This window comes from Rhodanobacter lindaniclasticus, from assembly GCF_004799035.1.
Taxonomy (GTDB): domain Bacteria; phylum Pseudomonadota; class Gammaproteobacteria; order Xanthomonadales; family Rhodanobacteraceae; genus Rhodanobacter; species Rhodanobacter lindaniclasticus.
This window is the reverse complement of record NZ_MWIO01000047.1, coordinates 1-20043: the sequence shown is the minus strand read 5'-3', so window position 1 is coordinate 20043 and position 20043 is coordinate 1. Positions and strand designations below refer to the sequence as shown.

Here is a 20043-nt window from a genome sequence, read left to right as displayed (position 1 = left end):
CGCCGCATGAGCTTGCGTGATGACGCCCTGTACGCCAGCTATCGAAGGTTGCAGAAGCCGCTCTTCAACGTGTTGTACCGGCAGCTGTGGCAGGCGGAGGAGTGCGAGGACGTCATCCACGACGCCTATGTGCGCGTGTGGGCGCGGCGCGCGTCGGTGGCGGAATCGAGCCTTGATGCGCTGGTCTGGACGACGGCGCTGAACCTCGCGCGCAACCGGTTGCGCTGGCGCAAGTTGTGGCGCCACACGACCCTGGACGAAGACCTGCCGCAGCCCGGGCCGGCGCCCAGTTCGGCATTGGCCGCCCTGGAGGTGCGCCGCGCGTTGCAGCGCCTGCCGGCAGCCAGCCGCGAGGTGTTGCTGCTGTCCGAGTTCAGCGGCCTCTGTGGCCGGGAGATTGCGGCGCTACTGCACATTCCGCCGGGCACCGTGGCCTCGCGCAAGCACCATGCCGTGGCGCAACTGAAGGCTTTGCTGGGAGAATCAAGCCATGCGTGACCTCGAACTGCTGTTGCCGACCCTGGAGCCGCCACCGGGCGGCCTGTCCCGGTTGCAACGGGCCGTCGCCGCCAAACATCGCCCGCGCCACGTCCGGGGCCGGGTCTTCGTTGGCGCCGCGCTGGCGATCCCGGCCCTGGTGCTGGCACTGTTGTGGGTGCCGCGGTACGTGGCGGGGCAGCAGCGTGCGGCTGCCCTGCGCGTGGCATTGCAGCAAGCCGTGCTTGGCCCAGCCCTCGGTGAAGGCCTCCGCGTCGAGCACGGCGCGGCCATTGAACTGGCGAGCGGGCAGGCCAACGTGCGCTTGTATCTGATCGAGACGGTACCAGCCGAACCGGGCGCCGGATCGTGACGGAGCATCGATCTTGATCGCCCTGCTGCCGCTGGTGATCGCGCTGGAACCCGGCCGTGGCCTGGCCATCTTCACCGGTGCGTTCACCCGCTGGATCGCGTTGGCGCTCCTGCAAATGCCGTGTCCGTGCGTCAGGACATCGGCTCCGGCTTTGCGTCCAGTTTCGACGGCAGCGGGATGAATTCCTCGTTGTCCAGGTCCGGCAGTTTCATGCGTCCGGCGGCCCGGTCGGCGCGGGCCTGATCGAGCCGCTCCGGCTACGAGGAGACGAAGTTCCAGTCGATGTAGCGAGGCTCCACCGGCTAGCCGCCCAAGGCCATGACCACGGCATCGCCCAGCGCGGTGATGGTGGCGGCCTTGCCGGGAGTGAGCACCACCATGTTGCCCGACTCGACCCGCTCGCCGTCGATCTCCACCTTGCCGCTGTCCACGTAGATCGCCCGCTCGGGGTACTCGGCCGGCAGCGCGACACCTGCGCGCCGGCGCGTAGTTGCCAGTGCACGTAGAACTGCGGTGAATCGACTTTCACCGGCGACTGCACACCCGTCAGGCTCCCGGCGATGAGCCGCCCGACGCTCCCGTCGTCGTCGAAGACCGGCAGTGCATCGCTGGCGTAATGCCAGAAGCCCGGATCCATTTCCTCGCGTCCGTCCGGCAGCGCCACCCAGGCCTAGATGCCGTCGAGCACCCCGCCCTGCGCGCGCAGTTTCTCGAAGCGCTCGGAATGCGTGATGCCGCGGCCCGCGGTCATCCAGTTGACCTTGCCTGGACGCACGGCCTGCTCGGAGCCGAGGCTGTCGCGGTGCATGATTTCGCCATCGAACAGGTAGGTGATCGTCGACAGGCCAATGTGCTGGTGAGGACGCACGTCCGCCTCGCGCGGCAGGCCCGGCGCGATCTGCCTGGGTCCCATGCGGTCGAAGAAGATGTAGGGGCCGACCATGCGGCGCTGGGCGAACGGCAGCACGCGGCCGACCTCGAAGGATCCCAGGTCGCGTCGACGCTGGGCGATGATGAGTTCGATCGTGGGATACCTCCGGGTGGCAACAGGGATTGGCAGGTGACCACTATCGCACCTTGGATCAGGCGGGGTGTGAGTGGTCCGGGACCGCTTCCATCGGCGCCTGCGGCATCATTGCGGGAGGCCACCTCGCGCGGCCACGCCGCGGCCTTGCCGTGAATGGCGAACACGAGCGGCGATACAGCCAGCCGACCTTCGATCTTGCTGTCCAGCGGAGAGGTGGGATCAGACGGTTCTCAGGCCGCCGCAATCTCGACCGTCACGTGCACCAGTTCCTCGTGGATGGCCAGTTGTTGGCGGACTTCCTCGGCGCTGATCGGCGTGGTGGCCACCAGACCGAGGATGCAGGCGTAGCTGTCGCGGCCGACGCGCCACACGTGCAGGTCGCTGACCGCCGCCGTGGCGAACTGATCGCGCACCACGTCGCGGATTTCCTCGACCACCGGTTGGTCCATCTCGGCATCCAGCAGGATCTTGCCGGACTCGCGCAGCAGGCCGAACGCCCAGCGCGCAACCAGAACCGAGCCGACAATGCCCATCACCGGATCGAGCCAGGCAGCTCCGTAAAGCTTGCCGCCGACCAGCGCAACGATGGCCAGCACGGAAGTTGCCGCGTCCGCGATGACGTGCAGGTAGGCCGCGCGCAGGTTCACATCATGGTGATGATGACCATCGTCCCCATGCCCATGATCGTGCCCGTGCCCATGCGCGTGCCCGTGTGCGTGGGGGTGCTCGCCCTTCAGCAGCCACGCGCACAGCAGGTTGACGCCCAGGCCGAGCACCGCGATCAGGATCGCGTCGTCGTAATGGATCGTGGCGGGCACGAACAGCCGCTCCAGCGACTGCACCATCATCAACCCGGCAACCACGGCAAGCAGCAGGGCGCTGCTGTAGCCGCCGAGTATCTCGATCTTCCAGGTGCCGAAGGCGAAGCGGCCGTCCCTCGCGTAGCGCCGGGCCAGCGCGTAGGCCATCACCGAAAGTCCCATCGCCAGCGCATGCGAACTCATGTGCCAGCCGTCGGCCAGCAAGGCCATCGAGTTCAGCCAGTAGCCGCCCGCGATCTCCACCACCATCATCGCCGCCGTGATGTACACCACGCGCCGCGTGTTGCGCTCCGCCTTCGCGTCGACGTGGTTGAACTGGTGGCTGTGGGTGAAGGCGGAGACGTCGGGGGCGGGCATGATGCGTGCTCTGGTCATATACTCCCCCGCAGTATAGGACGGGAGGCGGTCGCCGTGTCGCACATCCGGGAAAACCGCAAGAAGCTGGTCGCCCGCGTGCGCCGCATCCGCGGCCAGCTGGCTTCGCTCGAACGCGCCATCGAGGGCGACACCGAGTGCGGTGCCGTGCTGCAGCAGCTGGCGGCCGTGCGTGGCGCAGTCAACGGGCTGATCCTGCAGGTGATGGAAGGCCATCTGCGCTCGCACGTAGCTGGCCGCGGCAGCAGCAAACGGCAGGACGAACTGTTGCCGGTGCTGGCGGTGTTGCGCAGCTACCTCAAGTAGCGGCGCCTGCGGGGACTGCAGAACAGGCCGTCATCGGCGGCCTGATGGTCAGGTGCGCAAGCCGGAGGCAGACGCCGTGCGGCCCGGCGCGATTTCATGCGATTCCGCAAACTTTTGCGAATCAAGCACTTGTGCGCGTTCTTTTGATGGCTGCACGGATTATTCGGTGCCCTCGCGTGTTAGCGTCGAGGACTGGCGAGGCCAGGGATATGTCGGGTGGGACCACGGCCGCGTCACGGGATTCCGATCCGTCAATGACCGGAATTTTTCTGTTCGCACCATCAATCTCGGGGATGAACCATGCAGATGAAGAAGACTTCGCTGTGTCTGGCGATGGGGGCAATCTGGGCGCTGGCGTCCACGGCCGCAGCGGCGGCCGGCGTCGACTCGACGTGGAAGACGACGGCCACGCGCGCACACGTGCCGGCCGCGTCGGTGAACATGAGCAACCTGGTGGCGTCCAGCATGCCGCTGCACGTGCAGGTCACGTTGAAGATCCGGAACAAGGGCGCGCTCGACGATTTCATCGCCGCCGCGCACAACCCGGCCAGCCCGCTGTTCCGCGCCAAGCTGCAGTCGAGCGACGTGGCCGCGCATTTCCTGCCGAGCCAGGCGCAGGCGCAGGCCGTGGCCGATTACCTGAGCCACGCCGGCTTCAGCCACGTCAGCGTATCGGCCAATCGCCTGCTGGTTTCGGCGGACGGTACCGCCAGCAATGCGCGGGCCGCGTTCGGCACGCGCTTCGTCAAGGGCACTGACGAGCACGGTCGCGCCGCCTACGCCAACATCGACGACGCCAAGGTGCCGGCGTCGCTGGCCGACGTCGTGCTGTCGGTGAGCGGCCTGCAGACGGTGACGCATCCGCACACCATGCTGGCCAGGGCTTCGACGCAGGGGCGCGTGGAGAAGGGCCGCCCGGGCGGCGGCGGCGCGACCCTGGTCGGCCACAACCCGACCGCGTTTCCGACCATCTACAACGTGGGCGGCACCCCGGCCGCTTCCACGATCACGGTGGGCATCATCAGCGACGGCGACATGACCCAGCCGCTGAAGGATCTCAACCAGTTCACCAGCACCAACGGTCTGCCGGCAGTGAACACGCAGGTGGTGACGGTGAGCACGCCGGGCACCGACACCAGCGGCACGGCCGAGTGGGATCTGGACAGCCAGGACATCGTCGCGATGTCCGGCGGCGTCGGCAAGCTGATCTTCTACGCGGCGAACTCGCTTTCCAACAGCGATCTCACCGCGGCGTTCAACAAGGCGGTGAGCGACAACCAGGCGCAAGTCGTCAATGTCTCGCTCGGCGAATGCGAAACCAGCGCCTACCAGGACGGCTCGATGGCGGCGGACGACCAGATCCTCGCGCTGGGCGTGGCGCAGGGCCAGACGTTCTCCATCTCGACCGGCGACTCCGGCTCGAACGAGTGCACCAAGAAGCCGACCGGCACCACCCCGAGCTACCCGGCCAGTTCGCCGTACGTCATCGCCGTCAGCGGTACGTCGCTGAGCACCGGTGCGTCGAACAGCTGGGTGAGCGAGACGCTGTGGAGCGGCGCGGGCGGCAGCCCGAGCACGGTGGAACCGAAGCCGAGCTGGCAGACCCAGGGCGGCGGCACCACCCGCGACGTGGCAGACGTGGCTTTCGACGCCGATCCGAACTCGGGCGCGATCATCATCGTCAACGGCAGCAACGCGCAGTACGGCGGCACCAGTCTGGCGGCGCCGCTGTTCGCCGCCACCTGGGCCCGCATGCTCGCCGCGCATCCGACGCTGGGCTTCGCGGGGCCGCATCTGTACAGCGTATCCACCGCCAGCTATCACGACGTCACCTCCGGCAGCAACGGCGGTGAAACGGCGACGGTCGGCTGGGACTACGCCAGCGGCTTCGGCAGTGGCATCGTCAGTGCGCTGAACGCGGGCCTGTAAGTTCCGCACGGCCACTGCGAGGGCGTCCGTCGAGAGGCGGGCGCCCTCGTTGCATCCGGAGCTTCTGCAGTCGAGGGCAAACGCGATTCGAGGGCACGCGCGGTCGATCGGGTTGCGCCACGCGGCTCTGCCCGGCCATTCAGTCGATGTAATCCACCTGAACCCCGGTGCGTCGGCTGAACTGCGCGGCATTGGCCTGGACGGCGTTCAGATGAGCCCCGCATTCCCCGCGCGATATGTGCACGGCGCGCACCTGCGCCGGGACCATGCGCACGCGGCGGAAGATGTGTGCCTCGATCAGCAGGTGGTTCTCCGCGCTGTCGGGCCGCGGGTTGCCGTTGCGTGCGGAGGCCAGCAAGTCGGCCACCAGGGCTTTTGCATTGGCCAGGTGGGTCGCGCTGGGGTTGGCCAGATATTGCGATCGGGTCGCCAGCAGGATCGCGCCGCCAAAGGTGTTGAAGCTCACCTGGTAAAGCTTGCCGCGATCGGCTTTCGCCTTGAAGCCGCTGCCGTTGGAGACCGGCGTGAAGGTGTCCATCGCGAAGTAGATAGCGTCTTTCTTGAAGCCGTCGTCCAGCTCGAACACGCTCTTGCCGTACTCGGTATTGGCGCCATGCAGTCGGCGACCGTAGTTCAGCGCCGCGAACACCTGGGAGTCCGCCGCCGCGCCGGGCGCCCGCACGTGGTTGGGGGAGTAGTGCATGGTGGCCGGCGCGGTGGTGCCGCCCTGCTTTTTCACGTGCGGCAGCACCAGGCCGGCCGCGCCCACCTGGGTCTTGCCGTCGGCGAACTGCCCGTACAGCGCGTGACGGTCGGCCTTGGCCCGCACATGGGCCGGGTTTTTCGGATCCTGGTTGGCGGTCAGGGCCGCATCGGTGGCATGCCGATCCCACATGGTGATGTATTCGTCGAAGCCGGGCCCCGTGCCGAACCAGCCGGTGGCGCCGAAATTGATCGTCAGCGGCGCCTGGTTGGCCAGGTTCTGCAGCGGGGTCACCACGTTGGCCTTGAGCTCCTGCAGCAGGTCCGTCCCCAGGCCGGCCTCGCTCTTGCCGCCGAGCACGCCGCCGACCTTGCGCACCAGGCCGCCCGCGGACTTCACGCCATTGCGCAACACCAGCATCGTGCGCCAGCGATCCTTGATCTTCTTTGCCTTGCCGCCGAACGCCTCGCTCCACAGATCCCAGTCGTCGATGAGCTGGAAGACGTCGGCGGCCAGCGTATTCGCCGGCCAGTAGCTGTCCACCTGCGTGATCCGACCGCCCACAAAGGTCTGTGCCGCAGCACTGCGCCATTCTCCGCTCATGGAATTCCCCGGGTGATAGTGCCGAAACGGCCGCCTTCGCCTGACGCGGGCGGGCCCCCAATCAACCCGGCGATGGTACGCCGATGCGGATCGAGCGGCATGATGTACGCGACACGTGCTTGCCTGCCGGGACGCAGCGACGATCGGGCCGCCCGCTCAGTGCGGCGTCGGTCGACGCCTGCGCACCTGCCGCGCCACCGGCACCAGCGCCAGCAATGCCAGCACGGCAAAACCGGCACCGGCGAGGAAAGTGGCGCGCGAGCCGAACGCGTCCCACAGCCCGCCCGCCACCACGCTGGCCGCCAGCAGGGACAGCCCGCCGACCAGGTTGAACATGCCGTACGCGGTCCCGCGCAGGTCGACCGGCGCGGCATCGGCAACCATCGCAGCCAGCAAGCCCTGGGTCATGCCCATGTGCAACCCCCACAACGCCACGCCCAGCGCCAGCCCGGCCAGCCCGCCCACGAAGGCCAGGACCAGCTCCGACACCATCAGCACCAGCACGCCCAGCGCGAGCAGGCTGCCGTGGTCGAAACGGTCGGCCAGTACGCCGACCGGATAGGACGACAGCGCGTACACCACGTTCAGCACCACCAGCACCAGCGGAATCAGCACCAATCCCAGGCCCAGCTCCTGCGCGCGCAGCACCAGAAAGGCCTCGCTGAAACGGGCCAGGGTGAACACCGCGGCGATCGCCACCACCCCCCAGTACAGGGCCGGCAGGCGCGCCAGTTCGGCGCGGGACAACGGCGGGCGCGCCGGCTTGTTTTCCCGGCTCCCCGAGGCGTCGTGCACGCCGAACAGCACCAGCGCGAACGCGGCAAAGCCCGGCAGCACCGCGAACCAGAACACCAGCGGGATGTTGTCGACGGTGAGCCACATCAGCGCGATCGCCAGCGCCGGGCCGAGGAACGCGCCGGTGGTATCCAGCGACTGGCGCAGGCCGAACGCGGCGCCGCGCAACTGCGTCGGCGCCAGGTCGGCGATCAGCGCATCGCGCGGCGCGCCACGAATGCCCTTGCCGACCCGATCCACGAAACGTGCCGCGACCACCCAGTCGAGCGTGCTCGCCAGCGGAAAAATCGGCTTGGTGCATGCGGCCAGCCCGTAGCCGATCGCCACCAGCAGCTTGCGTCGCCCCAGCCAGTCCGACAACGCGCCGGAGAACACCTTGGTGATCGCCGCGGTGGATTCGGCGATGCCCTCGATCACGCCGACCGCCAGCGCCGAGGCGCCGAGCGCGCCGACGAGGTACACCGGCAGCAGCGCGTGGATCATCTCCGAGGAGGTGTCCATCAGCATCGAGACCATGCCCAGCGCCCAGATGCCGGCGGGGATCCGGCGCAGCACGGACGGCGTCTTCGCCGCGGCGTGGCGGGATGCTTCCGGCTGCAGGTTCATCGCGGCGCCTCCTGGGTGCTTGCGGGCGGCTCAAGCCGCTCGGCGCCCGCGCAGGGTATCGCCGAAATCGTGGCTGTGCTTGCCCGGCCGAGGCTCACGGCCTGCGGGCAAGCGCTTTCGTCTGCAGGAGGAGCAGGCAACCCGGTTGCTTTCCATCCTGCATGGCCGACAGAAATGGCCGCTGCGCCGCGGCGGCGGCGCGAAATGGCGAAGCCGGCCCCAAGGTTGGAGGACCGCACGGGTGGAGCAGGAAAGGAGGCTACCCGCCGAGCGCTTGCCGGCCTCGCACAAGCGCTCCCGCGTAGCCTCATCTGCGGCATCCATGCCGTTGACTCCATGTGCCTTGACGTCAGCTGGTGATCTCCAGCGCGAACGAGGCCGTCTCCGCATAGTCGTAGGCCTGGATGCGGCCGCTGCCGGTGAAGTGCTTGGCGTACACGTGCAGGGTCACGCTGAAGGTGCACTTGCTCAGCACCACGGCGGGCACCTGCGTGGTATCGGTCAGCATGGTCTGGAAGGTCTCGCTGCCGGAGGACACCGCGCCGCCGGTCTCGCCCACGTCGGTGTGGTTGTTGCCGCCCGACGGTGCCGGTCCGAGCGCACCGCTGTTGCCGTTCAGGCCGCGCTGCCAGCCGATGCCGTATTGCCACATGAACGAATCGCCGTCACCGTTGCCGGCATGCTCGACGCCGTGCACGTGATAGGCGCGGAAGCCGATGGCGAAGGTACTCGCCGCCGTGCCTGTCATGAACTGGCACTGGCCGGTGTTGGCGACGCCGTTCTTGCGCAGGTCGACGATGTCGCCGCCCACCGGCGTGTTGTCCACCCAGAACACGTGCGCCGCGTCGGCGAACGGCACCGGATCGGTATCCACCGCGGACATCCAGCGGCGGAACTCGAACGGTTGCGCCGTGCCCGGCCCGCTCGCGCCGTTCGGCTTCACCCGGTTGCCGGCAGCGTCGAACACTTCGATGACCAGCATGTACTTGCCGTCGGGGAACTGGCTTTGCGCCGTGTTCCAGCCCTGGTGGAACTGCCCGCTCAGGTAGCGGTGGTCGGGCGAGCTCCAGTACGGCACCTTGAACAGGTCGCTCTCTGCGCCGACGGTCGCCGGGCCCAGCAGTTCCGGTGCGCGCACCACGTCACCGGGAATGTCCACCAGCTTGTCCCAGGTGACCGAGTCGTTCAGCACGATCGGCGCGCCAACCGGCGTACCGGCATCGCTCAGCGCAAACACCTTCAGCCGGTAGTACTTCACGATCGGCTCCAGCTCCGGCGAGAACCACAGGCGCAGGCCCAGAGCGCCGCCCCATGGGCAGTCCGGTGCGTAGGAGGTGGTGAAGGTGCCGTCGTCGGCATCCAGCGCGCCGACTTGCGACACCCCGGTCTGCACCGGGAAGTTGAAGTGAAAGCTGCCGTAGCTGCCGACGTGTTCCAGCATCACGAACGGCAGGTTGCCGTTCGGCGGCGGCTCGCCCGGGCCGTCGGCGCAGACGCGTGCCTGCGGGTCGTAGCTGTGGATACTCGCCGCGCTGCCGGCGGCGAAATACTGGTGTGCGGCCAGCCCGTCGTAGACGACGTGCCAGGCGCCGTTGATCATTTGCCGCACGCGGTAGGCGTAGGTCGTGACGCAATGCTCGCGCGCCAGATGGAACGGCGAGCGCAGGTAGCAAAGATCAAACCGGCCGCCGGGCTGGATCATCGTCTCGCCGACCTTGCGCACCGAGCAGTGGCAGAAGATCGGATACAGGTAGGGTCGCGCCAGCACGTACTCGCGCGCCGCATCTTCCGGCATCGCACGCAGCGCCAGGAAATCCTGGTGCAGGTTCTCCGGCGGCGTGGCGGCAAGGTCGAACGTCGCCTTGCGCTGCTGGATGCTGCGCGCCGCGGCACGCAGTGAATGCAGGGCGAAAGGCGCCGGGTCCGGTCCGGGGATCGGGTCGGGAATCGGGTCCGGCAGTGGTATCGGCAGCACCGCAAGAATCTCGCGCAGCCGATCCAGCAGGTCCGGGATGCGGAACCAGCGGCAGCAGCATTCGCGCTCGTAGACCTCGACGACGCCATCGCACAGCGTCTCGCAACGCAGCGGGAAGCGCAGATGCGGCTGCAGCTCCGCGCCGATCGGCTTGATCCGCGCCACTTGGGCCAGCGCATACATCGGCTGCAGCCGGATGTCGTCGAGCAGGTCCCAGAACCACGGCCGGCATTTGCTCACGGTGCCGCCGACGCACTGGAAACGGAAGTGGAAGCGGTTCCAGATATCCGGCCCCAGCACCAGTCCCTGCTTGCGCCACAGGTCGACCTGCTGCGCCACGCGGTAGCGCGCCAGGCTGTCCGTCGGCAGCGCCTTGAAATCCTCGACGTCCGGTCCGAAGGCGATCGCGCTGGCCTCGCCCGGGTCCAGCCGCAGCAGCTTGCCGTCGTAACTGCCCAGCTTCCTGATCGGGCGGCCGCTGACGTCCACCTTGTATGCCGCAAAGCGCGGCGGCTGCTGTCCCTCCTCGAGTCCGACAAAGGTGACTGTCAGATCCAGCGGTTTTTCCTTTTCGTTGCGACTGGCCATCGTGATCTCCGTGAAGCCTTGACTGAAGACAGGTTCGTGGTGGCGCGCGTCCCTCGACAGGCATCGGTGCGATCACGATGCGCGGACGGGCGATGGTCGGCCTCGGGTTCGATGCCGCCATGGCGATGGAAGAGCAAACCGTGTGCCACGTCCGTGCGTGCCGCGCGGGCGCGCCACGCCTGCGTCGTGACGCCGCGCGGCGCGGGAGCGTGGGGCAGGGGTGACCCGCTTTCGATATGCGCTGGGTGGCGGGTCACCCGCGCACATTCAGCGCCAGGAGCGGTCGATCGCCTTCGGCAGCCGAGTCAATTGCTCTTTGCGTGGCCGGGCCAAATAGCAAGCAAGCAAAGAGAAAGCCATGCCGCTGGCGCTTGTCGTGAGTGGCGAACCGAAGCGGCGATACCATCGGCCGATCCCTCACGCAGGAGCAACCCGCGGATGCACCCTCCGGTCGAATCCGATCCCGTCACGGCGCCGGGACTGCACGATGTGCTGCAAGCCCTGCGCGAGCGCGAGCCGATCTTCCATCGCCCCGAGTTCGGTCGCACCCGCGCCGACTTCGAGCGCATGACGATCGCTGACTTCTTCGAGATCGGCGCCTCCGGCCAGCGCTACAGTCGCGCCCACGTACTCGACGTGCTGGAACATCGCGTGCCCGATCCCGCCGAGCACACCTGGAAAACCAGCGGCTTCCACTGCCGCGAACTCGGCTCGGACACCTACCTGCTTACCTACACGCTGGAGCAGGGCGAGCGCGTGAGCCGACGCAGCACGATCTGGCGACGCGACGGCGACGACTGGGTCATCGTCTTTCACCAAGGCACGCTGGTCGCATGACCGAGGCCGGGGGCGCGTGCCGAGACTGGTCGAGGAACTGGACGCGTGTGCACGGCGATCACCGCGCCACATCCCACCCCGGCACCGCAAACCCCTCCACCAGAAAATCCACCAGCCGCCGCGTCTTGATCGGCAGATGCTTGCGCGAGGGATACACCGCGTGGATGCCGAGTGTCATCGCGCGCCAGGTCGGCAGCAGTTCGACCAGGTCGCCGCGGCGCAGGTCGTCGGCGACGATGAAGTCCGGTTGCAGGATGATGCCCTGGTGTTCCAGCGCTGCCGCGCGGCAGGTGTCGCCGTTGTTGGCGTGGATGCGGGCGTGGGTGCGCACCACGACGGAGGTGTCGTCGGGGGCGGTGAAGGTCCATTCGTCCCTGGCGGCGAAGTAGCTGTAGGAAATCACTTCCTGCTGCGCCAGGTCGTCGGGGTGCGCGGGCGTGCCGTGCTGCGCCAGGTAGGTCGGGGAGGCACAGCAGACCATGCGGGTCGTCGCGAGTTGTCGGCTGACCAGTTGCGAGTTCGGCAGGTTGGTGATGCGCACGGCCAGGTCGTAACCCTCCTCGACCAGGTCGACCACGCGATCGCTCAGTTCGATGTCCAGCGACACCTTCGGGTACAGCTGCGCGAAGCGTGGCCACAGCGGGGCCAGGTGCAACACGCCGAAGCTGAGCGGCGCATTGATGCGCAGTCGCCCGCTGGGTTCGCCGCTGCGCGAGCTGATTTCCGACTCCGCCTCGTCGACGGCGGCCAGCATCTCCTTCGCGCGGGCGAAGAACAGCTGGCCGTCGTCGGTCAGTGACAGCCGCCGCGTGGTCCGGTGCAGCAGGCGCGTACCGAGGCGCTGTTCGAGCTCGCCGACGTGCCGCGACACCGCCGCCTTCGACAGCCCGAGCGTCTCGGCCGCGCCGACGAAGCTGCCGGCCTCGACCACGGCGACGAAACTGGCCATTTCCTGGAATTTGTCCACGGTACCGTCCTTTTGTCTCGTAAATCGAGACAGTTAGTCAATGCATAGCTTATTTATCCGCATTTCGTTGATCAATAGAGTACTCCCCATGCCCAGGATGTCCCGGGCCACAGACGGAGACCACACATGAACATCACCCTGATCGGTACCGGCAACATGGGCTCGGCGCTCGCCGGGCAACTCACCCGCGCCGGCCATGCCGTGCGCATCACCGCGCGCGACCTGGCCAAGGCGCAGGCGCTGGCCGCCGCCAATCCCGGCGCGGTGGCCGCCGCCCCGGCCGACGCCCTGACCGGTTCGGACGTCGTCATCGTCGCCACCGGTTACGTCGATGCGGTGCCGGCGCTGCGTTCGCTGGGTTCGCTGGCGGGCAAGGTCGTCGTCGACATCACCAACCCGCTGACCGCCGACTACATGGGCCTGACCCTGGGCCACGACACCTCGGCCGCCGAGGAGATCGCCAAGGCCGTGCCCGAAGCGGAGGTGGTCAAGGCGTTCAACACGCTGTTCGCGCAGGTGCTGGCCGACGGTCCGCAGTTTGCCGATGGCCAGATCGCCCCGGCGTTCTTCGCGGGTGACAGCGAACGGGCGAAGCAGACCGCGAAGGCGCTGATCGAAAGCCTTGGCTTCACGCCGGTCGATGCCGGCCCGCTGAAGAACGCGCGCTACCTCGAACCGCTGGCCGCGCTGAACATCTATCTCGGCTACGGCGCCGGCCTCGGCACCTCGATCGCGCCGACCTGGATCCGCAAGGCCTGACGCATCCCGCGTCGGCCGCCCATCACTCTCTCTCATCCAAGGAATTCCCATGAACGCTCCGCTCACGTTGGCCGGCCGCGTCGGCCTTTCGCTCATCTTCATCATTTCCGGCTGGGGCAAGATCGCCGCCTATGCCGGCACCCAGCAATACATGGAATCCGCCGGCCTGCCGGGCGGCCTGCTGCCGCTGGTGATCGCGCTGGAACTCGGTGGTGGCCTGGCCATTCTCAGCGGTGCATTCACCCGCTGGGTCGCGCTGGCGCTCGCCGCGTTCTCGCTGGCCAGCGCCGCGGTGTTCCACGCCAATCTCGCCGACGCCGCGCAGGCGATTAACTTCTGGAAGAACGTGGCGATGGCCGGCGGTTTCCTGATGCTCGCCGCCCACGGTGCCGGCGCGCTCAGCCTGGATCACCTGTGGGACAAGCGCCGCAGCGCCTGATTTCCGACGTGCCGTCCCCTGCAACGGGCGCATCGGTGCCCGTTGCCTTTTCAAGGAATCGCCATGACCGCTCCCTCGATCTTCATCTCCCACGGTTCGCCGATGTTCGCGCTGGAACCGGGCCTGCTTGGCCCGAACCTGCGCGCCATTGGCCGGTCGCTGCGCGGCCTCACCGCCGTGCTGGTGGTGTCGCCGCACTGGCAGACGCGGGGCGTGTGCGTGGGCAGCAGCGCCGCGCCGGAAACGATCCACGACTTCGGCGGCTTCCCGCCGCCGCTGTACCAGTTGCAGTACCCCGCACCGGGCGCGCCGGCGCTGGCACGGGATGCCGCGGAGCTGCTCGCGCAGGCCGGTTTCGAGGTGGCACTCGATGAACGTCGCGGCCTCGATCACGGCGCGTGGGTGCCGCTGCGCTATCTGCTTCCGGACGCCGACGTGCCGGTGTTCCAGGTCTCGCTGCCGCAGCATATCGACGCCGCTGGCGCGCTGCGGCTGGGCCAGGCGCTGGCGCCGCTGCGCGAGCGTGGCGTGCTGGTGATCGGCTCCGGCAGCCTCACCCACAACCTGTACGAATTCCGCCAGCACATCCGTGATCCCGAGTACGCGCAGCAGTTCGTCGACTGGATTCGTGCTGCGGTGGCTGCGCGCGACGTCGAGGCGCTGGTCGACTACCGCCGCCGCGCGCCGCATGCGCAGCGCGCGCATCCGACCGAGGAGCACTACCTGCCGCTGCTGGTGGCCGTGGGTGCAGGCGCCGACACGGACCCGGCGCGGCTGGTCGAAGGCGGCATGACCTACGGCGTGCTGTCGATGGATTCGTTCGCGTTCGGCCTGCCGGAGGCAAGCCCGGGCTGAACCGGCCGGCAGGCATGCCTTGGCTCGCACGCCGGCATTGCGCCACACTGCGGTAGCCCCCGCCGCCGGCACGCCGATGCGCATCTTCTCCCACACCTGCTCCAACACCGAGATCGTTTGCGCGCTCGGCTGTGCCGACCAGCTGGTCGGCGTGGATGCCGATTCCGATTACCCGCCCGAGGTGGTGGCGCAGTTGCCCAGTACCGGGCGCGATCTGGATCTGGATGTGGCGGCGGTGCAGGCGCTGGAGCCGGACCTGGTGCTGAGTTCGCTGACCGTGCCGGGGCACGAGCAGGTGGTCGCCGAACTGCATGCGGCGGGGTTGGCCACCCTGGTGTGCGATCCGCAATCGCTGGATGACGTGTACGAGGACATCCGGCGCATCGCCGCCGCGCTGGGCGTGGCCGAACGCGGCGTGGCGCTGGTGGCGTCGATGCGTGCGGCGATGCCGGCGGTGCCGGCCGTCACGCGTCCGCGCGTGCTGGTGGAATGGTGGCCCAAACCATTGATCGCAGTGGCCCGGCATTCCTGGGTGAACGACATCATCCACCTTGCCGGCGGCCTCAATCCGTGGGGTGAGGTGGATGCCCGCAGCGTGCCGCTGCACTATGCCGACGCGGCGGCCGAGCGCCCCGACATCGTGGTGATGAGCTGGTGCGGCGTGAAGGTGGAGAACTACCGCGCCGACAAGGTGCGCGAGCGCCCTGACTGGGCCGACGTGCCGGCGGTGCGCCACGACCGCATCCATGCGATCAGCGAGGCATTCCTCGGCCGACCCGGTCCGCGACTGGTCGAGGGCTATCGGCAGTTGCGCGCCGCCATCGCGGCGTCCAGTTCCCCCGCGACGCCATGACTCGGCCCGCATCCCGCCCGCCGTCGCCCGCTGCAAGGCCGCCCGCACTGGTGTGATCGACGCTCCGCCAACGGGGAGCGAATGCGATGGGCAAGTGGACACAGACGGTGACCGCCAAGGTGCTGGGGGTCGGGTTGCTGGCGTTGCTGATGACGATACCGCTGCTGCAGGTGCGCGAGCTGGTGCGCGAGCGCCAGCAGTTGCGGCAGCAGGCGATCGCGCAGATTGCGCAGGGCTGGGGCGGCAAGCAGGTGCTGGGCGGTCCGCTGCTGGTGGTGCCGACGCTGCGCGAGGTGACGCCGGCGGGCGCGACCGCGCCGCAGTGGCAGGCCGGCAGCGAAAGCATCCTGGCCGACACGCTGGCGCTGGACGTGGCGATGAGCGTGGACACGCGCAGCTATGGCATCTACAGCGCGCCGGTGTATGTGGCCACGGTGAAGCTGGCCGCGCAGTTCCGCGCGCAGGATCTCGCCCAGTTCCGTCGCTCCAGCGATGCTCCGTGGCAGGCCGGCAAGGCCGAGCTGCGGTTGGCGCTGGGCGACCTGCGCGGGCTGCAGGAAGTGGGCGAGCTGCGCATCAACGGCCAGCCGGCGCGCTTCGAATCCTCCGCCGACCGGCTCGGCCCGTGGCCGAACGTGGTGGTGCCGATCGACCTGGATGCGCTGGGCGCGCAGTCGGTCGACGTGCAGATCACCCTGAAACTCGCCGGCACCGAGGCACTGCAGCTGTTGCCGCTGGCGCGCAGCACCGACGTGAAGATGCACGCGCCGTGGAACGATCCCAGCTTCATTGGCGCGGCGCTGCCGCTGGAGCATGCGATCGATGCGCACGGTTTCAGCGCGCGCTGGCATCTGCTCGATCTCAACCGCAGCTATGGTCAGCACTGGACTGACCGCGACGACGTGTGCTCCGCGCTCGCGGCATCGAGCTTCGGCGTGCAGCTGTACCAGCCGGTCGACGTGTACCAGCGCAACGTGCGCGCGGGGAAATACGGGCTGCTGTTCATCGCGATGACCTTCGTGGCGTTCTTCCTGTTCGAGGTGCTCAAGCGGCTGCGCGTGCATCCGGTGCAGTACCTGCTGGTCGGCGCGGCGCTGGCCACGTTCTACGTGGTGCTGCTGGCGCTCTCCGAGCAGATCGGCTTCGGCCCGGCCTATGCGCTGGCCGCCGCGGCGGTGGTGCTGCTGGTGGGCGGCTATGCGATGGCGGTGTTGCGCGCGCGCCGTGCCGGTGCGCTGCTCGGCGGCGTGCTCGGCTTGATCTACGCGATGCTGTACGGGTTGATCGCCGCCGAGCAGTACGCGCTGCTGATCGGCGCACTGGTGCTGCTGGCAGTGGTCGCCCTGATGATGTACCTGACCCGGCGCATCGACTGGTACGCCTACGCCCCCGCGTCGGGCGAGCCGTCAGCCGCTATCATGGAGCGATCATGAACCTGCTCGCGATCGAAACCGCCACCGAAGCCTGCTCCGTCGCCCTGATCCACGGCGAGGAACTGATCGCCCGCAGCGAAATCGCGCCGCGCCGGCACACCGAGCTGGTGCTGCCGATGGCCGACGAACTGCTGGCCGAAGCCGGCATCGGCCGCCACGCGCTCGACGCGATCGCGGTGGGCCGCGGCCCCGGTGCGTTCACCGGCGTGCGCCTGGGCGTGTCGCTGGCGCAGGGCATGGCCTTGGCGCTGGACTTGCCGGTAGTCACCATTTCGTCGCTGGCCGCGCTGGCGCTGGAAGCGCCGGAAGAAGCGGGCACCGCGATCCTCGCCGTGATCGACGCGCGCATGGGCGAGATCTACGCCGCCAGCTATCGCCGCGACGACAACGGCGGTCTGCTGGCGCTGGACGAGGAGCGCATCTGCACGGCCGAGACCCTGGAACTGCCCGCGGCCGCCGCCTGGCAGGTGGTCGGCAGCGGCTGGGCCACCTACGCGCCGACGATCAGCCAGCGCCTCAGCGGTGCGCTGCATTCGGCCGATGGCCTGCGTTATCCGCAGGCCGCGCATGTCGCCGAACTGGCGCGGCGCGAGTTCCGCGCCGGCCACGCGCTGGCGCCGGAACACGCCTTGCCGGTGTACCTGCGCGACAAGGTGGCGCTGACCCTGGTGGAGCAGGGGCGGGGGTAAGCCTCCGCGGCGAGCATCGCCGCGTAGCATGTTCCGCGCCAGCGACGCTCGGCGAGGCATCCGTTTCCCGGAATTTATTTTCTGTCGGGGGTCCGCCGGCCGCCGGGTGGCGCGCGCATACTCGCGCGGTTGGGCCGCCGCCACAGGCGTGGCGGCGGAGACCCGACACCATGCGGGCAGGATCTTCGATCCTGCGGGGAGGACTCATGAAAGGCATTGCACTGAGTGTGTTGTCTGCGGGTTTGCTGTTGGCCATGGGCGGCGCAGCCGCGGCCGACGCGCCCGCGAAAGTCTCGCGCATCTACACCGACACCGTGGCACCGGCGAGCCAGCAGGCGTATCTCGCCGGCATCAAGAGCTACAACAAGTGCCTGGCCGAGCACGGCTTCAAGTACGCCTGGACGGCACTGACCCACGAGACCGGCGACGTCTACGCCTATTCGTATGTCTCCGACCCCGTCAGCTGGGCGGATTTCGACGTGATGCGCACGCAGGGCAAGGCCTGCGACGCGACGTTCCAGCAGGAGGTGAATCCGCACCTCAAAGGCGAGATCAGCGTCTTCATCCAGGAGGAGGCCGAGATGAGCCACACGGCATCGAAAGGCATGTCGAGCGACCTCATGGAGATCACCTACTTCAAGCTGAAGTCCGGCTACGGCAAGGGCAAGGCGTTCACCGATGCGGTGAAGAAGATCACCGCGGCCGCCGCAAAATCGAAATGGGCCTACTCCTACCGTTTCGTGCGGGTCATGGACGGCGGCGCCGACGCACCCGATTTCATGGTGGTGAGCTATTCGCCCAGTTGGGCGGAGCTGGGTGCCGACGCCGATCCCAGCCTGTGGAAGATGGTCGAAAGCGTGTACGGCAAGGACGGCGCCACCGACCTGCGCAAGACACTCGGTGACACGATCGAACAGCAGTCGTCGCACGTCGACCGCCGCGACGCGGAGCTGACCTACAACCCCGGCCGCTGATGGGTCGCATGACGCCCGGGCCGCTTTCCCCGCGGGAAAGCGGCCCGGAAGATCGCTGCGGCACCACGCATGGTCGTCCCGGCATCGGTGTGCACCTCGATCGAATGGCGTAGGATGACCTCGAGGGGCCTCGCCGGGCATCGCGTGGATGACTGCCACGCATGCGCCACGGTGCGGCGGCGAGCCTTGCCAGCAGCGTGAAGGTGCGCTGCGCTGATGACGCCGACGGCGAGGGAGGCAACCATGCGCTACGACCTGTTCGCGAATCGCAAAGACGAGCTGCTGCTGTTGGCCCGCATCCTGCTCATGGTGCTGTTCGTGAAGTTCGGGCTGGACAAGCTCACCGGCTTCACCGCCACCGTCACCTACATGACCTCCACCGGCATGCCGCTGCCGGGCCTGCTGACCCTGATCGCGGTGCTGATGGAGTTCGTCGTGGGCATCCTGATCGTGCTCGGCTTCTACACGCGGCCGCTGGCGCTCGCGCTCGCCCTCTACACCCTGGCCGCGGCGCTGATCGGCCACCGCTACTGGAACATGGAAGGCATGGCCCACTACCTGAGCATGATCAGCTTCTACAAGAACATCAGCATCGTCGGCGGCCTGATCCTGCTGGGCATCACCGGGCCGGGCAAGTACTCGCTGGACAAGCGCTAGAGCCGCCCGATCAGCAACTGCACCAGCAGACTGCTGACCGCCACCGCGATCCACACGCCCAGCCCCAGCAGGATCGGCCGCGCGCCGCTGGAAACCATCTTGCGCAGGTTGGCGGAGAGCCCGATCGCGGTGAGCGCCACGATGATCATGAACTCGGCCAGCATGTGCAGCGCCGGCTGGATCGCGACCGGCACCAGGCCCAGCGTGCGGATACCCGAGGCCACCACGAACCACAGGATGAACCACGGAAAGATGCGCGCCAGGCTGAAGCCGTTCGCGTCGCCGGCCTGCGCGTGCTGGCGCTTCTCGCGTGCCGCCACCACGAAGGCCAGCACCAGGCAGATCGGGATGATCAGCGTGGCGCGGGTCAGCTTGACGATGGTGGCGTAGTCGCCCGCCGCGTGGCTGTAGCTGTAGCCGGCGGCCACCACCGAGGAGGTGTCGTTGATCGCGGTGCCGGCCCACAGGCCAAAACCCAGGTCGGACAGGTTCAGCAGGTGGCCGAGCAGCGGAAACAGCAGCACCGCGATCACGTTGAACAGGAAGATGGTGGAGATCGCGAACGCGGTGTCGTGGTCGTCCGGCTTGATGATCGGCGTCACCGCGGCGATCGCCGAGCCGCCGCAGATCGCCGTGCCCACGCCGATCAGGATCTTCAGCTTGTCGTGCACGCCCAGCCAGCGCCCCAGCAGCCACGCGCTGACGAACGCCATGCTCATCGTGATCAGGGTCACCCACAGCGACTCCAGCCCGGTCTTCGCCACCTGGGTCAGGCTGAGCCCGAAGCCCAGCGCGATGATCGACCACTGCAGCACCTGCTTGCCGCCGAACTGGATGCCCGGCGTGAAGCGCGCGCCCGGAGCGAACCCGTTGCGCACGACGATGCCCAGCACGATGCCGAACACCGGCCCGCCGATGAGCGGCACCCAGCGCCCCAGCAGCAGCGCCAGCGCGCCGATCGCCACGGCCAGCGCTGGCCGTGGCGATCGGCGCGCTGGCGCT

General features: G+C 68.2%; 22 protein-coding genes. 14 read left to right on the top strand and 8 right to left on the bottom strand.

Going from position 1 to position 20043, the window contains the following annotated elements; all coding sequences use genetic code 11:
• Nucleotides 1-6 precede the first annotated feature (6 nt).
• From B1991_RS15075 to B1991_RS19040, 3 genes are read left to right on the top strand one after another with little or no spacing between them, the layout of a single operon-like run.
• On the top strand, nt 7-498 hold the full coding sequence (locus tag B1991_RS15075) for an RNA polymerase sigma factor (protein ID WP_136259497.1): 492 nt from the start codon (nt 7-9) through the stop codon (nt 496-498).
• Nucleotides 491-850, top strand: a complete 360-nt coding sequence (locus B1991_RS15070) for a hypothetical protein (RefSeq protein WP_136259496.1) — start codon at nt 491-493, stop codon at nt 848-850. Before B1991_RS15075 ends, B1991_RS15070 begins: the two co-directional genes overlap by 8 nt.
• A gap of 13 nt (nt 851-863) precedes the next feature.
• On the top strand, nt 864-1031 hold the full coding sequence (locus B1991_RS19040) for a hypothetical protein (RefSeq protein WP_246031194.1): 168 nt from the start codon (nt 864-866) through the stop codon (nt 1029-1031).
• Nucleotides 1032-1152: 121 nt separating this feature from the next.
• On the opposite strand, the gene B1991_RS19135 is transcribed toward B1991_RS19040, so the two are convergent.
• The 3 genes from B1991_RS19135 to dmeF form a co-directional block, all read right to left on the bottom strand.
• Nucleotides 1153-1281: a hypothetical protein gene (locus B1991_RS19135; protein ID WP_210772149.1), complete on the bottom strand. Its 129-nt coding sequence runs from the start codon at nt 1279-1281 to the stop codon at nt 1153-1155.
• Nucleotides 1282-1520: 239 nt separating this feature from the next.
• Nucleotides 1521-1817 carry a pirin family protein gene (locus B1991_RS18885; RefSeq protein ID WP_210772148.1) on the bottom strand — a complete coding sequence of 99 codons (297 nt, stop codon included), beginning with the start codon at nt 1815-1817 and terminating at the stop codon, nt 1521-1523.
• Between the two features lie 290 nt (nt 1818-2107).
• Complete coding sequence (gene dmeF, locus B1991_RS15055; RefSeq protein ID WP_136259509.1) at nt 2108-3055, bottom strand: CDF family Co(II)/Ni(II) efflux transporter DmeF; 948 nt, start codon at nt 3053-3055, stop codon at nt 2108-2110.
• A 54-nt stretch (nt 3056-3109) separates the two neighbouring features.
• On the opposite strand from dmeF, the gene B1991_RS15050 reads away from it, so the two are divergent.
• Together B1991_RS15050 and B1991_RS15045 are read left to right on the top strand one after the other, a co-directional pair.
• Entirely contained in the window at nt 3110-3379 is a 270-nt protein-coding gene (locus B1991_RS15050; RefSeq protein ID WP_136259495.1) for a metal/formaldehyde-sensitive transcriptional repressor, read from the top strand.
• A 306-nt stretch (nt 3380-3685) separates the two neighbouring features.
• Complete coding sequence (locus B1991_RS15045; protein WP_168709677.1) at nt 3686-5308, top strand: S53 family peptidase; 1623 nt, start codon at nt 3686-3688, stop codon at nt 5306-5308.
• Nucleotides 5309-5447: 139 nt separating this feature from the next.
• Here B1991_RS15045 and B1991_RS15040 read toward each other — a convergent pair whose 3' ends face one another.
• The 3 genes from B1991_RS15040 to B1991_RS15030 all read right to left on the bottom strand — a co-directional run bounded on the left by B1991_RS15040 (nt 5448) and on the right by B1991_RS15030 (nt 10578).
• The gene (locus B1991_RS15040; protein WP_136259493.1) at nt 5448-6614 is read right to left on the bottom strand and encodes a hypothetical protein; all 1167 of its coding nucleotides are present in this window, start codon (nt 6612-6614) and stop codon (nt 5448-5450) included.
• Nucleotides 6615-6770: 156 nt separating this feature from the next.
• A complete protein-coding gene (locus B1991_RS15035) occupies nt 6771-8015 on the bottom strand; it encodes an MFS transporter (protein ID WP_136259492.1) in 1245 nt (414 codons plus the stop codon).
• Nucleotides 8016-8364: 349 nt separating this feature from the next.
• On the bottom strand, nt 8365-10578 hold the full coding sequence (locus tag B1991_RS15030; RefSeq protein ID WP_136259491.1) for a hypothetical protein: 2214 nt from the start codon (nt 10576-10578) through the stop codon (nt 8365-8367).
• Between the two features lie 438 nt (nt 10579-11016).
• Between B1991_RS15030 and B1991_RS15025 the strand changes: the two genes are divergently transcribed.
• A complete protein-coding gene (locus B1991_RS15025) occupies nt 11017-11415 on the top strand; it encodes a nuclear transport factor 2 family protein (protein ID WP_136259490.1) in 399 nt (132 codons plus the stop codon).
• Nucleotides 11416-11473: 58 nt separating this feature from the next.
• Here B1991_RS15025 and B1991_RS15020 read toward each other — a convergent pair whose 3' ends face one another.
• Nucleotides 11474-12382 (bottom strand): LysR family transcriptional regulator, encoded by a 909-nt coding sequence (locus B1991_RS15020; RefSeq protein ID WP_136259489.1) that lies wholly within the window; start codon nt 12380-12382, stop codon nt 11474-11476.
• A 126-nt stretch (nt 12383-12508) separates the two neighbouring features.
• Between B1991_RS15020 and B1991_RS15015 the strand changes: the two genes are divergently transcribed.
• From B1991_RS15015 to B1991_RS14980, 8 genes are all read left to right on the top strand, one after another.
• Nucleotides 12509-13141 (top strand): NADPH-dependent F420 reductase, encoded by a 633-nt coding sequence (locus B1991_RS15015; RefSeq protein WP_136259488.1) that lies wholly within the window; start codon nt 12509-12511, stop codon nt 13139-13141.
• Nucleotides 13142-13190: 49 nt separating this feature from the next.
• Nucleotides 13191-13580 (top strand): DoxX family protein, encoded by a 390-nt coding sequence (locus B1991_RS15010; RefSeq protein ID WP_136259487.1) that lies wholly within the window; start codon nt 13191-13193, stop codon nt 13578-13580.
• A 63-nt stretch (nt 13581-13643) separates the two neighbouring features.
• Entirely contained in the window at nt 13644-14435 is a 792-nt protein-coding gene (locus tag B1991_RS15005) for a dioxygenase family protein (RefSeq protein ID WP_136259486.1), read from the top strand.
• A gap of 19 nt (nt 14436-14454) precedes the next feature.
• The gene (locus tag B1991_RS15000; RefSeq protein WP_210772147.1) at nt 14455-15288 is read left to right on the top strand and encodes an ABC transporter substrate-binding protein; all 834 of its coding nucleotides are present in this window, start codon (nt 14455-14457) and stop codon (nt 15286-15288) included.
• An 86-nt stretch (nt 15289-15374) separates the two neighbouring features.
• A complete protein-coding gene (gene creD, locus B1991_RS14995; RefSeq protein WP_136259484.1) occupies nt 15375-16721 on the top strand; it encodes a cell envelope integrity protein CreD in 1347 nt (448 codons plus the stop codon).
• On the top strand, nt 16718-17410 hold the full coding sequence (tsaB, locus tag B1991_RS14990) for a tRNA (adenosine(37)-N6)-threonylcarbamoyltransferase complex dimerization subunit type 1 TsaB (protein ID WP_136259483.1): 693 nt from the start codon (nt 16718-16720) through the stop codon (nt 17408-17410). The genes creD and tsaB overlap by 4 nt, the downstream gene beginning before the upstream one ends.
• Before the next feature lie 206 nt (nt 17411-17616).
• Nucleotides 17617-18384, top strand: coding sequence for a hypothetical protein (locus tag B1991_RS14985; RefSeq protein WP_136259482.1), 768 nt, complete (start codon nt 17617-17619; stop codon nt 18382-18384).
• Between the two features lie 243 nt (nt 18385-18627).
• On the top strand, nt 18628-19041 hold the full coding sequence (locus B1991_RS14980; protein ID WP_136259481.1) for a DoxX family protein: 414 nt from the start codon (nt 18628-18630) through the stop codon (nt 19039-19041).
• Here B1991_RS14980 and B1991_RS14975 read toward each other — a convergent pair.
• Nucleotides 19038-20012: a YeiH family protein gene (locus tag B1991_RS14975; protein ID WP_425466703.1), complete on the bottom strand. Its 975-nt coding sequence runs from the start codon at nt 20010-20012 to the stop codon at nt 19038-19040. The genes B1991_RS14980 and B1991_RS14975 overlap by 4 nt on opposite strands.
• Between the last annotated feature and the right edge of the window lie 31 nt (nt 20013-20043).

Bases quoted from the DNA above. Each gene is read 5' to 3' on its own strand.
- B1991_RS15075 (WP_136259497.1), top strand. From the start codon at position 7: ATGAGCTTGCGTGATGACGCCCTGTACGCCAGCTATCGAAGGTTGCAG.
- B1991_RS15070 (WP_136259496.1), top strand. From the start codon at position 491: ATGCGTGACCTCGAACTGCTGTTGCCGACCCTGGAGCCGCCACCGGGC.
- dmeF (WP_136259509.1), bottom strand. From the start codon at position 3,055: ATGCCCGCCCCCGACGTCTCCGCCTTCACCCACAGCCACCAGTTCAAC.
- B1991_RS15045 (WP_168709677.1), top strand. From the start codon at position 3,686: ATGAAGAAGACTTCGCTGTGTCTGGCGATGGGGGCAATCTGGGCGCTG.
- B1991_RS15040 (WP_136259493.1), bottom strand. From the start codon at position 6,614: ATGAGCGGAGAATGGCGCAGTGCTGCGGCACAGACCTTTGTGGGCGGT.
- B1991_RS15035 (WP_136259492.1), bottom strand. From the start codon at position 8,015: ATGAACCTGCAGCCGGAAGCATCCCGCCACGCCGCGGCGAAGACGCCG.
- B1991_RS15030 (WP_136259491.1), bottom strand. From the start codon at position 10,578: ATGGCCAGTCGCAACGAAAAGGAAAAACCGCTGGATCTGACAGTCACC.
- B1991_RS15025 (WP_136259490.1), top strand. From the start codon at position 11,017: ATGCACCCTCCGGTCGAATCCGATCCCGTCACGGCGCCGGGACTGCAC.
- B1991_RS15015 (WP_136259488.1), top strand. From the start codon at position 12,509: ATGAACATCACCCTGATCGGTACCGGCAACATGGGCTCGGCGCTCGCC.
- B1991_RS15010 (WP_136259487.1), top strand. From the start codon at position 13,191: ATGAACGCTCCGCTCACGTTGGCCGGCCGCGTCGGCCTTTCGCTCATC.
- B1991_RS15005 (WP_136259486.1), top strand. From the start codon at position 13,644: ATGACCGCTCCCTCGATCTTCATCTCCCACGGTTCGCCGATGTTCGCG.
- creD (WP_136259484.1), top strand. From the start codon at position 15,375: ATGGGCAAGTGGACACAGACGGTGACCGCCAAGGTGCTGGGGGTCGGG.
- tsaB (WP_136259483.1), top strand. From the start codon at position 16,718: ATGAACCTGCTCGCGATCGAAACCGCCACCGAAGCCTGCTCCGTCGCC.
- B1991_RS14985 (WP_136259482.1), top strand. From the start codon at position 17,617: ATGAAAGGCATTGCACTGAGTGTGTTGTCTGCGGGTTTGCTGTTGGCC.
- B1991_RS14980 (WP_136259481.1), top strand. From the start codon at position 18,628: ATGCGCTACGACCTGTTCGCGAATCGCAAAGACGAGCTGCTGCTGTTG.